Below are 14,351 nucleotides of genomic sequence, written 5' to 3'. Positions count from 1 at the left end.
CACCTAAGAACTATTTCTCAACAGCAAGCTGTATTAAAAGGAAGTTCAATCATGACCAGTACTCAAAATTTTTCGGATACCACGACTCATCTTTCTGCTCAGGAAAAGCGCCTTCTTCTAGCACAACTACTGCGGGAAAAAGCCAGCAGCACCAAATCTTACTATCCCCTATCTTATGGTCAAAAAGCCTTATGGTTTTTGCACCAAAGCGCCCCAAAAAGCAGTGCTTATAACACGGCATTCCCAGTACGCATCCGCTCTGATGTAGATGTTTCAGCTCTCTTGAGCGCGTTCCAGAAACTTATTGATCGCCATCCTTGTTTACGCACCACGTTTCCGATGCGAGACGGTGAACCTGTTCAAGAGATTCACGGCTATCAGCAAGTCTGCTTCGAGGAGATAGACGCTTCCACCTGGACAGAGGATGAGCTGAACCAGAACGTGGTTGAGGCATACCAGCGTCCCTTCGATCTGGAACGAGGACCTGTGCTGAGGGTGAATCTGTTTACTCGTTCTCAACAGGATCATGTTCTGCTGTTGACGATACATCATATTGCTAGTGATGGATGGTCTCTTTGGATGCTTTTGCAGGAATTACGGCTGCTCTACCCAGCTCAAAAGGCTGGCACTCAGGCGGCTTTACCGCCTCTTGCTCATAAATACACCGACTACATTCATTGGCAAACCAAAAAGCTAGCTGGTGCCCAAGGGGGACAGCTTTGGGACTACTGGCAGCATCAGTTAGCGGGTGAGTTGCCCGTGCTAAATCTGCCGACAGATCGTCCGCGACCGCCAGTACAGACCGATCATGGAGCGTCCCATCCCTTCAAGCTGAATGAAAAACTGACCCAGGGGCTCCAGGAACTGGCACAGACTGAAGGAGCGACTCTTTATATGACCCTCCTGGCTGCCTTTCAGGTCTTGCTGCACCGATACACCAATCAGGAAGACATTCTAGTGGGTTCTCCCACCACCGGCAGAAGCCAGTCTGAATTTGCTGGGATTGTGGGCTGCTTTGTTAACTCCGTTGTTTTGCGAGGGAATCTTTCTGGCAATCCCACGTTCAAGCAGTTTTTGAGCAAAATGCGCCAAACAGTATTGGACGCGATCGCTCATCAAGATTATCCTTTTCCATTACTCGTCGAGCGATTGCAGCCGAACCGCGATCCCAGCCGTTCACCGCTGTTCCAAACTTTATTTGTCTTACAGAAGCCGCAATGGAGAGAACTTGCCGAGCTAATCACACCCAGCGAAACGGTAGCCCGAGTGGATTGGAGCGGTCTCGATCTGGAATTTTTTGCCCTGCCAATGCAGGAAGGTCAGTTTGATTTGACCTTGGAAATGGTGGAGGCGAAGGAATCACTTTTTGGTTTATTCAAGTACAACACCGACCTGTTTGACGCCGCCACGATCAGTCGGATGTTAGGTCATTTCCAGATGTTACTCGAGGGCATCGTTGCTCATCCAGAGCAGCGTCTTTCCGATTTACCGTTGCTGACACCAGCAGAACGGCAGACTCTGTTGGTGGCGTGGAATGATACTCGCCAGGATTATCCCAAAGATACATGTATCCACCAGTTGTTTGAGGCTCAGGTGGAGCAGACACCTGATGCTGTGGCAGCAGTTTTTGAAGACCAGCAGTTAACTTATCGAGAGCTAAATTGCCGCGCCAATCAGCTAGCGCACTACCTGGAAAAACTGGGAGTAGGACCGGAAGTTTTGGTGGGTATTTGCGTGGAGCGCTCCTTAGAGATGGTAGTAGGACTGCTAGGAATTCTGAAGGCTGGCGGGGCTTATGTACCTTTAGACCCAGCCTATCCTAAAGATCGCTTATCTTACATGTTGTCGGATGCTCAGGTGTCAGTGCTGTTGACTCAAGAGAAGTTGGTGGCTCAATTGCCTGAGCATGGGGCACTGGTGGTTTGTTTGGATACAGACTGGAGGGTAATCTCTCAGGAGAGTGAGGAGAAATCGGTCAGTGGTGTTAACTTCGACAACTTGGCCTATGTGATTTACACCTCGGGGTCTACCGGAAAGCCAAAAGGAGCGATGAACACCCACGGTGGGATTAGCAATCGCTTACTCTGGATGCAGGATGCCTACCGATTAACTCCAGACGATCGCGTGCTTCAGAAAACTCCTTTCAGCTTCGATGTGTCAGTGTGGGAATTCTTCTGGCCTTTATTGACCGGAGCCCGTCTAGTTGTCGCTAAACCTGGAGGTCATCAAGACAGTGCTTACCTGGTGAGGTTAATCGCTGAGCAAAAAATTACTACACTTCATTTTGTCCCATCAATGCTCCAGGTTTTCCTAGAAGAACAGGGACTGGAACGTTGCAGCAGCTTGAGACAAGTGATCTGTAGTGGAGAAGCACTGCCTTTTGAACTCCAGGAACGCTTCTTTGCTCGTCTGGGGTGCGAATTGCACAATCTCTATGGTCCAACGGAAGCGGCGATTGATGTTACCTTCTGGCAATGCCAGCGAGAGAATCATCGGGGGATAGTCCCCATCGGTCGTCCCATCGCCAATACGCAACTCTACATTTTAGACCGCCATCTCCAACCCGTCCCCATTGGGATACCGGGCGAACTGCACATCGGCGGTGCTGGCTTAGCCCGAGGCTACCTCAACCGCCCGGATTTGACCGAACAGAAATTCATTCCCAACCCCTTTAGCAATAAAACAGGAGCACGCCTCTACAAAACTGGTGATTTAGCCCGCTACTTGCCCGACGGGAATATTGAGTATCTCGGTCGGATAGATCATCAGGTGAAGATTCGCGGCTTCCGCATCGAACTTGGAGAAATTGAAGCTTCCCTCGCACAACACCCAACTGTCAGAGAAACGGTAGTCATAGTCAGGGAAGAACCCTGCGGTAACAAGCGTCTAGTAGCCTATATCGTTGCGAACCAAGAGTCAGTTCCTACTCCCAGTGAACTGCGCTACTTCCTCAAAGAGCAGCTGCCCGACTACATGCTGCCATCGGCTTTTGTGATTTTGGAGGCTTTACCTTTGACCCCCAACGGCAAGGTAGACCGCCGCGCCCTACCGACACCAAATACATTCAGCATCACTCAAGCAGCCAGCTTTGTATCACCCCGCGATTCCCTGGAATGGCAACTGGCGCAAATCTGGTCAGAGGTTCTGAGTATCCACCCTGTGGGAGTACGGGACAACTTTTTTGATCTGGGCGGTCATTCCCTTTTGGCAGTCCGCCTGATGGCTAAGATTCAGCAGCAGTTCGGGAAAAATCTACCTCTAGGAACACTCTTCCAAAGCGCGACGATTGAACAACTCGCCAATATTTTGCGTCAACAGACGGATTCCCTGTCTTGGTCTCCCTTAGTCACGATTCAACCCGGAGGTTCAAAACCGCCTTTTTTCTGCTTCCCAGGAGCGGGTGGAAATGTCATCTACTTTCATGCTTTGGCACGTCATCTGGGAACGGATCAGCCATTCTACGGCTTGCAAGCATTGGGTCTGGATGGAGAATCAGAGCCTCACACCCGAATTGAGGAGATAGCCGCCTACTGCATGGAAGCACTACAGACAATTCAGCCTCAAGGACCCTATGTTCTGGGCGGTCATTCATCGGGCGGTTTGGTGGCATTTGAGATGGCTCAGCAACTGCAAAAGCAAGGGCATGAGGTGGCTCTAGTCGCTATCTTAGACACGGAAGCGCCGGTTCCGGGTCGCCATCCGGTTAGTGTTGATTGGGATGATGCTAAATGGTTGACCAGAATTGCCAATGTCATCGAGCGATTCCTGGGCAAGAACCTGGGGATATCCTACGACATTCTTCGTCCCTTAGCTCCAGACGAGCAATTAAATTACATCGGGGAGCAGCTCAAAACAATTGGTTTGCTGCCTCCTGAGGCTGGACTCAAACAAGTTCGTGGTCTTGTGCAAGTTTTCAAGGCTAATTATCAAGCTTCCGATAGTTATGTGCCACAGGAGGTCTATCCGACTCGAGTAGCCTTCTTCCGAGCCAGTGAGGTTTATTCTGAGGATAGTGTTAGTAACGAGTCTTCTCAGATTCGGCAGGAGCCGACTTGGGGGTGGAACCAGCTTGCTGCCGAACCCGTAGAACTCCATGTCGTCCCCGGCGATCATATCACCATGTTTGCTGAACCCCACGTCCAGGTTCTAGCGGAACGGCTGAAATTTTGCCTCGATACGTTCAGCCCTCGGCAATTTTAGAGTTTAGATAAACAGCACGCTGTTAAGAGCAGAGTTCATGGTTCATGGTACTCGCAGAAAGCTCAAAGCTAACTGCATCGAGACTAGCCGTAACCAATGAACCATGAACATGAATATCGATTCCTATGACTTGAGAAAGGAGGTACGTCATGATTCAAAGCATTGAAGGCACAACTATTTCTGAGTTAGCCCAAAATTCAAAAGATTCCACAATTCATAAATGTCTCAATCTACTGGGATTGAATCTATCGGAATCTGAAGTGAATGAACTCAAGGGTGGACATATTGTTTCACTTGAAACTAGAGGCTTGAGTGAAATCGGTTCATTGTTTATCCTTGCTGCAGCACTTTCAGCTTCAACTTTAGGTAAGACCAAAAAAACTATTACGTTTAAAGACCTACCCAACATTGTTTCCGAGTCGGCATCCTGTTCTGGAATTCCCGTCTACTCATGGAATAGTGAGTCGGCTTCTGGCAAGTGGGGTCTTTATCTAACCTTGGTGGATGGCAAACCGGCACTTCGAGTCTGTGGTGAGTGCTATTCATCCGTGAAAAGCAGCAATTTGTCAACCTAAAAACTCGATAAAGTTGTCGGTCACGATGAAATATCAGCTATTTTTTAAACCAATCGGACAGGGAAGCATTGTTCTCTTAGTCGCTGGTGCTTTAGCCACAGGTGCGGTGACAATTTACGCACTCTTAAATGCCCGACCCGCAATTCGCCGTCTCTCCGCAGCGCCTCCCGTTAGTAAAACCTCTGTTGATGCTGTTGCGGCTTTGGGGTATTTGGAACCTCAAGGAGAATTGATTAATCTATCGGCTCCGGCTTTTAATCAGGGTGCCAGGGTTGAGCAACTGCTAGTCAAACGAGGAGACACTGTTAAGGCGGGGCAAGTCGTGGCGATTCTAGACAGCCGCGATCGCCTCCAAGCCGCCCTCATCCAAGCTCAAGAACAAGTTAAAGTTGCCCAAGCGCGTCTAGAGCAAGTGAAAGCTGGAGCTAAACAGGGTGATATTAAGGCTCAGCATGCCAGATTTGAGCGTACAAAAGCTGAATTGCAGGGGCAAATTATCACTCAAAAGGCAACTGTTGCTAGCTTAGAGGCTCAGTTGCAAGGAGAAAAGAGCGCACAAGCAGCGACAATTAAGCGAATCGAAGCTGAGTGGCACAATGCTCGAACTGAGTGTGGGCGCTATCAGTGGCTCTACGAAAGCGGGGCGGTGTCAGCTTCCCAGCGTGACAGTGTTTGCCTCCCAGAAAAAACGACTAGAGAGCGTCTTGAGGAGGCTCGATCAAGTTTAAACCGGATCATGACCAGTCGGCAAGAGCAAATCAATGAAGCAACAGCTAACCTCAATCGGATAGTAGCAACGGAGCAAAAGCAGATCGAGGAGGCTCAAGCGACTCTAGATGCCATTGCAGAAGTTCGTCCTGTGGATGTACAAGTCGCTCGGGCAGAACTCGCAACCGCGCAAGCGGCTGTCCAACAAGCGCAAGCCAATTTGGATTTAGCCTACGTGCGATCGCCCAGAGAGGGTCAAATTCTGAAAATTCATACTTTGCCTGGTGAAATAGTTAGTAATCAGGGAATTGCGGACATCGGTAAAACTGATCAGATGTATGTGAGTGCAGAAGTTTACGAAACTGATATTAGTCAAGTTCGTATAGGTCAACAAGCTACTATTACGGCTGAAGGGGTAATCGGAGATTTGCCGGGAACCGTAGAGGAAATCGGTTTACAGATTGCCACAAAAGATGTCCTGGGTACTGACCCAGTTGCTGATGCGGATGCCAGAGTTGTCGAAGTTAAAATTCGCCTCACTCCAGAAGATAGCCAGCGCGTTGCTGGCTTGACTAATTTACAAGTCAACGCAGTTATTGATACTTCCCTGGGTAATAGTCCCTAAAGTTCCCAATAATATCGAAGTTAACTCACCGAATTAGATCCGTTTTAAGGTTCAATTTAGATACTATTTAAGCCAATCATGTTCAATAAACTTCCTGCCGCCTGGTTACAACTCAGACACCAAAAAATTCGGTTAATTGTCGCCATTTCAGGGGTAACGTTTGCGGTTGTCATTGTCTTCATGCAATTGGGCATTCGTGATGCTTTGTTTAATAGTGCTGTTCGCTTTCATACAGGTTTACAGGGAGATTACTTTTTAATCAGTCCCCGCTCTACCTCTTTAGTTGCCATGGAGAGCTTTCCCGAACGTCGTTTGTCTCAGGCTTTGGCGTTTGCAGACGTTGATTTTGTCAGTCCTGTCTATTTGGGTTTCGGTCAGTGGAAAAATCCCCAAACTAGAAACTATTGGCGCAATATATTTGTGATTGGTTTTGATCTTAGGTATAACATCTTTGATTTTCCCGGTGTAGAAGAAAATATAGACAAACTGAAACTCCCAGATCAGGTCTTATTCGACCAGGATTCTCGCTCTGAATTTGGTCTGATTGTTTCAGAATTTGAGCAGCAGGGAAGCCTGACAACAGAAATTGGCAATGGCGGTTCAAATCGTAAAATTAAGGTAGCTGGATTATTTAATTTAGGAACATCCTTTGGTTCTGATGGTAATTTGCTCACCAGCCACCTCAATTTCCTCCGGATTTTCAGCAATCGTCGTCAAGGTTTCATTGATATCGGATTAATTAAATTAAAACCAGGAACAGAGGTGGATTTTTTTAAAGGCAAGCTCAAAGACTATTTGCCCAAAGATGTTAACCTTTTATCAAAAGAGGAATTAATTGAATTTGAAAAAAATTATTGGCAAAGTAGTACAGCAATTGGCTTTATTTTTAATTTGGGAGTTGCTCTAGGAGTCATTGTCGGAATTGTAGTTGTCTATCAGATTCTTTATAGTAATGTTTCCGAGCATCTAGCTGAATATGCCACGCTGAAGGCAATGGGATATCGGCATAACTATCTATTGTCCCTGGTTCTTCAACAGGCTTTATTTATTGCCGTTTTAGGTTATATTCCGGGCTTTCTGTTCTCTGTAATTCAGTATGAATTGGCTAAAAAAGCGACTCTTCTCCCCATCACGATGACGTTTGACAGAGCCACCTTTGTATTAGGAGCAACCCTGATTATGTGTTTTATTTCTGGTGCAAGTGCTGTGGGGAAACTGAGAGCAGCAGATCCTGCTGATATTTTTTAGGTGTCACCTAGCTATGGAACCTGTTATAACTATTCAAAATCTAAACCATTACTTTGGCAAAGGCATCTTAAAAAAGCAAGTCTTATTTGAGATTAACCTAGGAATCCAGGCGGGAGAAATTGTGATTATGACCGGTCCCTCTGGTTCTGGTAAAACAACGTTGCTGTCTTTGATTGGAGGCTTGCGCTCAGTTCAAGATGGACATCTAAGCATTTTAGGTAAAGATCTAAATAGAGCCAATGAAGAGAAATTGGTACAGGTACGTCGCCACATTGGTTATATTTTTCAAGCTCATAATTTGTTACCGTTTATGACAGCTCGACAGAATGTACAAATGTCGATTGAGCTGCATGAAGATATTGACAAACGGGACGCCTATGCTAAATCTGAAGCTATACTCCAAGCCGTTGGTTTAGGTGAACGAGTGAACTACTACCCGGAGAACCTCTCCGGAGGACAAAAACAGCGGGTGGCGATTGCCCGTGCTTTGGTGAGTCATCCTAAGTTGGTTTTAGCAGACGAACCTACCGCTGCATTAGACAAGAAGACAGGTCGAGATGTGGTCGATCTAATGCAGCGTTTAGCTAAGGAACAAGGATGTACTATCTTGCTGGTGACTCACGATAACCGTATTTTGGATATTGCTGACCGGATTATTCATCTGGAAGATGGTCGGCTATCGAAACAGCCCTAAACTTATAGTCTATCCCAGAAAGATCCCCGACTTCTTGAAGAAGTCGGGGATCTGTATACCTCACTTTAGAGAAATCAATAATATTTTACCATAAAATTTTACTATTGAAATTGCATTTTTGGGTAACCTAGCGAACGCAATTGTGCCAATAATTTTACCGAGACATACCAGCAAGTTTACCGAATAGGTGAAGGTATCGCTGAATTCTTTGGCTTATCGTATTAATAGAACCAATTGTTACTATTTTAGAGGATTAAAATACCGTAGCCGGAGTAAGTTTATGATGAAAAATAGTTGGATATAGGTAGTGAGCAAGATGCTCACACTACGAAGATTTCCCAATTCATGACGGTTTAGTTTAAATGCCAAACAGCTTAGATTACAACTGAGTATGCTGCTAATGTTTAATCCGACAGATGTACTGATTCAAACCTGTGTTACCCAATTGCAGGCTGGATATCTCCGCACTTACGGTTATTACAAACCTGACTATGCCAACCTAATCACTCAGGTCGCTAACTTTGCTTTAACTAAAATTACCAGGAGTAATGCCCTTTATCATACGGTTGAACACACCATCCTCGCCACCTTAGTCGGACAGGAAATTTTACGAGGTAAGCACCTCCGGGAAGGGAATGTCTCGGCAAAAGACTGGTTACATTGTATTATCTCTTTATTATGTCATGACATTGGCTACGTCAAAGGGATTTGCCACCCGGATAAAATTAACCAAAGACAGTATGCTACTGGCATTAATCAGGAACTAATTATTCTCCCTCTCGGGGCTACCGATGCTAGCCTTGCTCCTTATCATGTAGACCGAGGCAAATTATTTATTAAAGAGTATTTTGGGGGTGAGGATTTAATTGATATCGAAGTCATTCAGCGCTACCTTGAATTGACCCGTTTTCCCGTACCCGCCGATAATGACTATCAAGATACAGTCAACTATCCCGGCTTAATTCGTGCTGCTGATTTAATTGGTCAACTTAGTGACCCCCAATACCTACAAAAATTAACTGCATTATTTTATGAATTGGCAGAAATAGGGACTCATGAAGGGTTAGGATACCACCATCCAGCCGACTTACGCCAGGGCTATCCCAAATTTTTCTGGAACCTTGTCTATCCCTACATTCAAACCGGGTTGCACCACTTGCAAATGACTGGGTGGGGTGAACAAATTATTGCCAATCTCTATACCAATGTTTTCGTCGTCGAGAAGGAACTTCTAGCGGCTAAAGAATCAGCCGAACACTCACAAGTCATTCCCTTTTTGCCACGGCGATTGAAATCACTGCTACACTAATGTATGCGAAGCCTTCCCGAAGAACAAGAGGAGGCGATTGAAATCGCTGCTACACTAATGTATGCGAAGCCTTCCCGAAGAGCAAGAGGAGGCGATTGAAATCGCTGCTACACAAACAAAGTCCGCCTGCGCGGACTGGCTTCCCCCTTTTGAAGGGGGACGGGAGGGGGATCTCAAAGGGAAGGGGCTGGGGGGTTAGGTTTTTCCAATTCGCCAGCAGTGTCAAAGGGGGGCTAGGGGGGATGGAGAGAGGTTTGGAGAGAGGTTTTCCAGATCCCGACCAACAATAAGGTTGATAACGGGGGTAGCGTTCCCCGGATTTGGTATCAGCTTAAATCTTGCAGTTGTTCTTCTAAAATCATCCGCGTCACGGCGTCCACAAATTCTAAAGATAGGGTTTTTCCTAATGCGGCGGCTCGTTTCATCCCGGCAATTAGGCTGCGAATTCCTTCGGCTTTAATTACGTTGACGGATAGTAAATCTACAATCACGGTATCCGTTGCTAATTCTAAGGCTTGTTCTAGGGATTGTCTAAACGCGGGACTGCGAGAACTATCGAGACAACCACTGGGTCTGAGTACCACGGTGCTGGGTCGTAGGGTTGAGGGAGTAGCGGGTTTAAGTTGCATCATATCTCTGAGTGAATGGTTGAGTGGGATTTAAATCATTAGGATTCATTTGATAATTACAATAAACAACTCGCTGAGGTAAGGGATTAAGGTTTTCTACCAGGTTGAATGCCAAGTTGAGAACCAGGGGTTACAGGATTTAGCCATGGCTATTGCAGTTTTCGGCAATCGGGTTAACCCAATTGTGCCAGGAAGTTGGCAGAAGAGGGGGGTGTCTAATCCAGCTCTTTTTTTTATTGTGTTAATTAATGAACCCTGTTGAAAGCCGGAAACGCAAGCAGCCAGGGAGTTGAGGAGACAAAAGCTATGCACATTCATTGGAAGAAGCTCGTTTTTACTACCACCCTCTGGCTAGTCACGGAAATTATTCTGAACCTTTTAGGACTTGATAATCTAGCTGACTATAGTGAATTTGTGTTTGGGCGAAACGGGAACCCCGGACAGTCTATGAATTCAGCCTTGATTATGCTGATTCGTTAAATAATTTGTTAGTTTTACCTGTTTTTTTAGGGTTTGAGCAAGATGATGACTACTTTTTTACACCACCCAAACCGCCGCAGTACTGATAAAAAAGTTACGCCTATGGTTGCTCGTTCATCGCTGATCCCGCCAGGGTTACGGGAGAGTTTGATTAATCACGCGATCGCGCCGTTTGATTGTACGGATGAGAAAGTCCGTAAGGCTTGTCAGCTATTCTGTCAACGCAATAATTTGAAGGGGGAAGATGAATTCCAAGCTTGGTTAAAGCGTTGTGGGATGAGTCAGACTGAATTAGAAGCGGTGTTCCGGCGGCGGATTCGATTGGAAATGTTTAAACAAGCCACTTGGGGACATCAATTGGAGTATTATTTCCGTCAGCGGAAACGAGAGTTAGATCGAGTGGTTTATTCCTGTTTAAAGACGAAAGAGTTTGCGGTGGCGTTTCAACTTTATTTGAGTCTGAAGAAAGGGGAACAAATCTTTGCTGAGTTGGCTCGTGAATTTTCTCAAGGGTCAGAGGCGAAATGGGGGGGATTGATTGGTCCGGTTGAGTTGGGTAGTCTGAGTCCTAATTTAGCGGGATTACTTCGCAGTAGTCAATCGGGTCAAGTTTGGTCGCCTCAACCGGCAAGAGATGGGTATACTGTTGTCCGATTGGAGAAGTTGATTCCAGCACAGTTGAATGAAGCGATGCGCCAGCGGTTGCTGAATGAATTGTTTGAGGCGTGGTTATATGAGCAGTTGAATCGAGCAGGATTGACTTAAATTGGTATCTAAATCACGAGTGGTAGGGGTAGGATATTTCTTTGGGTTACAGGTTATCGCAACCGCCAAGACGGTTAGGACATATCTTATGGTAGAGACGTTCCGGCGGAACGTCTGGAACAACAGTTTGATTGTCCTAATTGATGTGTCTACTAGAATTGGTCAAGGTTAGTGGGAGTTAGGGTTAAGCATAGGGCGACCCGACCTAATTAGGTGGATGGGTGGTGTTAATTAAGCTCAGCGGGTCGCCCCTACAGGTTGACTCCAGATCCCCGACTTCTTGGTTGAAACCTTGATGAACCCCAAATAAATTGGATTCAGATGTCGGGGATCTACCGGGCAGTTGACAAGGATTGTGGCTTAAGTTGACACGGATGGGCATTGCCGTACCCCTACAATTGGTGTTGTTATTTTATACCTGTGGGTATTGGTGTGGGGAAATTGGGTTATTGAGGTGGGTTTTATGCGTAGCCACTTTTTTGTCAAACTATGGGATAATTCGGTTTATACTATAAAAATCCATATCAACAGGGCTTGGTTCCCTTAATTTGTGTCAACTCAACCTTGCTGGTTTGCCCACCATTGGTTTTGGGGTTATTTGGTAGTATCCGATACCTAAGCTGTCATGCATTTAAATTGGGTATTAGTAGCGAGCAAGATGCTCCTGGGTAGCGAGCAAGATGCTCGCACTACTACGGCAAGGATTTCGTCATGATTGACATTAAGGTTTAAATGCCGAACAGCTTAATTTTCCCTCGGCTGAAGTTCATAACAATCCCCTTACTCGCTCAGGAGACATTTCCCATGATTACTCTAGACTGGTTCACTCGCCGTTGGCAGTCTTTGGTTGTCGGTAGTGTGGTGTTGGTGGGGATGTTCTCCACCATTGCTGGGGAGGGGGTTTTAGCGCAAATTGAGCCGGATGATACGCTAGGGACGGATATCGAACGGGATGTGAATATTCGGGATATTCTCAGTGACCGGATTGATGGCGGAACGATTCGCGGTGGGAATCTGTTCCATAGTTTTGAACTGTTTAATGTATTAGAAGGGCGAGGGGTTTATTTTACCAATCCAGATGGGATTGCCAATATTTTCAGTCGGGTGACGGGAACTGACCCGTCTGACATTTTGGGCAGGTTGGGGGTTTTAGGGAATGCTAATTTGTTTCTGATGAATCCCAATGGGATTATATTTGGCGAAAATGCCAGTTTGGATATCGAGGGTTCCTTTTTTGCGACGACGGCTGATGCGATTCGGCTGGGGGATACGGGATTATTTAGCGCCACTGAACCCGCGAAGAGTAATTTACTGACGGTCAATCCATCTGCCTTTTTGTTTAATGCCATTGCCGCTCAACCGATTCTGAATCAATCCCAAGCTGAAAGTGTGATTGGTCAACCCAGTCCATTTGGTCTTCCGGTTGGATTACAAGTGAGGGCAGGTCAAACTCTAGGATTAGTTGGGGGAGATGTGAGGCTAGAGGGGGGGAACCTCAGCAGCTCAGGACGCATTGAATTGGGGAGTGTGGCTGGGGTAGGGGAAGTGAGTTTAACTCAGATGGGGAATCGGTTTGTATTGGGGTATGACTCGATTGCAGAATTTGGGGATATTTCTTTGTCTGAGGGAGCCTTTGTGGATGCCAGTGGTGAGGGGGGCGGTGATGTGCAGATTCGCTCGGCGCGATTGGAGATGAGGCAAGGGTCATTTATTTCGGCAGATACTTTGGGTGCAACTTCAGGGGGAGAGGTACTGGTAACAACGACGGAATCGGTGACATTAAGTGAAGGTTCGCTACTAAGAGGCGATGTTTTTGGGGCGGGAAATGGGGGGAATTTGACCATCTCTACCCAAGACTTACGCATCCTTGACGGTGCGACTTTATCCGCTTCCACATTTGGAGTTGGGAATGCAGGGAACTTAACAGTGGAGGCGACTGACAAAATTGAAGTGATAGGCAGCCCCCAAGGAAATGCCAGTTTGATCCGGGCGGCAGTTGCACCAGGTACCACAGGCAATGCCGGGAATTTGACCCTCAAGACGGGAGAACTATTGGTCAGCCAGGGGGGTCAGATATTGGTGGCAACATTGGGAGAAGGGAATGGGGGTGAGTTAACCGTCAATGCTACCCAAATTGAGTTAATTGGCACTAACCCCATTATTTATGGATTTCCCAATGGTTTGTTTGCCGGTGTCGCACCTAATGCCACGGGAACTGGGGGAAATGTGACGATTTTTACTCAGGGCTTACGTATTGTTGACGGTGCTTTATTAGACGCCTCCACTTTTGGAGAAGGGGATGCTGGAGATTTACGAGTGGTGGCAAGTGACCGCATTGAAGTGATGGGGTTTGACCCCCAAGGAAATGCCAGTTTTATCGCCGCGCAAGTTAATCCGGGTGCTACAGGCGATGCGGGGAATTTGACCCTGGAGACGGGAGAACTTTTGGTCAGCCAGGGGGGTCAGATAGGGGTGTCAACCTTCGCAGAAGGGAATGGGGGTGAGTTAAATGTCAATGCTAGCCAAATTGAGTTAATTGGCGATAACCCCATCAATGGAGCTCCCAGTGCTTTGTTTGCCCGTGTCGAAGATGGTGCCACAGGAGATGGGGGAGATGTGACTATCTCTACGCGGGGCTTGCGGATTATTGGCGGCGCTATTTTATCCACCTCCACTTTTGGAGAGGGGGATGCTGGGGACTTACGAGTGGTGGCAAGTGACCGCATTGAAGTGATGGGGTCTGAACCCGAAGGGTTTCCCAGTAGTATCCGGGCGCAAGTTAATCCCGATGCTACAGGCAATGGCGGAAATTTGACTCTGGAGACAGGAGAACTTTTGGTCAGCCAGGGAGGTCAGATATCGGTGGGAACCTTTGGAGAAGGGAATGCGGGTGAGTTAAAAGTCAATGCCAGCCAAATTGAGTTAAATGGTAGAAACCCCATCAATGGCAGTCCCAGTGGTTTGTTTGCCCGTGTCGAACTTAATGCCACCGCCGATGGGGGAGATGTGACGATTTATACCCAGGACTTACGCATCCTTGACGGTGCCCGGTTATCCACCAGGACGGCTGGTATGGGCGATGCTGGAGATGTAACCGTCACCGCCACTGACAAGATTG

At 47.0% G+C, this 14,351-nt stretch carries 10 protein-coding genes; 9 read left to right on the top strand and 1 reads right to left on the bottom strand.

Features of this window, described 5'->3' with window-relative positions:
- The first annotated feature begins 51 nt into the window (after positions 1 to 51).
- The 6 genes from ACLFWI_RS04655 (at position 52) to ACLFWI_RS04630 (ending at position 9,359) form a co-directional block, all read left to right on the top strand.
- A complete protein-coding gene (locus ACLFWI_RS04655; RefSeq protein WP_446411952.1) occupies positions 52 to 4,200 on the top strand; it encodes a non-ribosomal peptide synthetase in 4,149 nt (1,382 codons plus the stop codon).
- A gap of 149 nt (positions 4,201 to 4,349) precedes the next feature.
- Positions 4,350 to 4,775 (top strand): hypothetical protein, encoded by a 426-nt coding sequence (locus tag ACLFWI_RS04650; protein ID WP_446411951.1) that lies wholly within the window; start codon positions 4,350 to 4,352, stop codon positions 4,773 to 4,775.
- Positions 4,776 to 4,800: 25 nt separating this feature from the next.
- Entirely contained in the window at positions 4,801 to 6,108 is a 1,308-nt protein-coding gene (locus ACLFWI_RS04645) for an ABC exporter membrane fusion protein (RefSeq protein WP_446411950.1), read from the top strand.
- 78 nt (positions 6,109 to 6,186) lie between these two features.
- Positions 6,187 to 7,356 (top strand): ABC transporter permease DevC, encoded by a 1,170-nt coding sequence (gene devC, locus ACLFWI_RS04640; RefSeq protein ID WP_446411949.1) that lies wholly within the window; start codon positions 6,187 to 6,189, stop codon positions 7,354 to 7,356.
- A 13-nt stretch (positions 7,357 to 7,369) separates the two neighbouring features.
- Positions 7,370 to 8,050, top strand: a complete 681-nt coding sequence (locus ACLFWI_RS04635; RefSeq protein ID WP_446411948.1) for a DevA family ABC transporter ATP-binding protein — start codon at positions 7,370 to 7,372, stop codon at positions 8,048 to 8,050.
- 400 nt (positions 8,051 to 8,450) lie between these two features.
- Positions 8,451 to 9,359: an Npun_R2479 family HD domain-containing metalloprotein gene (locus ACLFWI_RS04630; RefSeq protein ID WP_446411956.1), complete on the top strand. Its 909-nt coding sequence runs from the start codon at positions 8,451 to 8,453 to the stop codon at positions 9,357 to 9,359.
- 326 nt (positions 9,360 to 9,685) lie between these two features.
- On the opposite strand, the gene ACLFWI_RS04625 is transcribed toward ACLFWI_RS04630, so the two are convergent.
- On the bottom strand, positions 9,686 to 9,991 hold the full coding sequence (locus ACLFWI_RS04625) for an STAS domain-containing protein (protein WP_446411947.1): 306 nt from the start codon (positions 9,989 to 9,991) through the stop codon (positions 9,686 to 9,688).
- 303 nt (positions 9,992 to 10,294) lie between these two features.
- On the opposite strand from ACLFWI_RS04625, the gene ACLFWI_RS04620 reads away from it, so the two are divergent.
- From ACLFWI_RS04620 to ACLFWI_RS04610, 3 genes are all read left to right on the top strand, one after another.
- Positions 10,295 to 10,468 (top strand): hypothetical protein, encoded by a 174-nt coding sequence (locus ACLFWI_RS04620; RefSeq protein ID WP_446411946.1) that lies wholly within the window; start codon positions 10,295 to 10,297, stop codon positions 10,466 to 10,468.
- Between the two features lie 42 nt (positions 10,469 to 10,510).
- Positions 10,511 to 11,233, top strand: coding sequence for a peptidylprolyl isomerase (locus ACLFWI_RS04615; protein ID WP_446411945.1), 723 nt, complete (start codon positions 10,511 to 10,513; stop codon positions 11,231 to 11,233).
- Positions 11,234 to 12,037: 804 nt separating this feature from the next.
- The coding region (locus ACLFWI_RS04610) for a two-partner secretion domain-containing protein (protein WP_446411944.1) at positions 12,038 to 14,351 on the top strand (2,314 nt) is incomplete at its 3' end.

Origin of the sequence: Coleofasciculus sp., from assembly GCF_046539235.1 — a bacterium.
Lineage (GTDB): Bacteria > Cyanobacteriota > Cyanobacteriia > Cyanobacteriales > Coleofasciculaceae > Coleofasciculus.
Note: the sequence above shows the minus strand (reverse complement) of the source record. Positions and strands in the feature narration are given on the sequence as shown.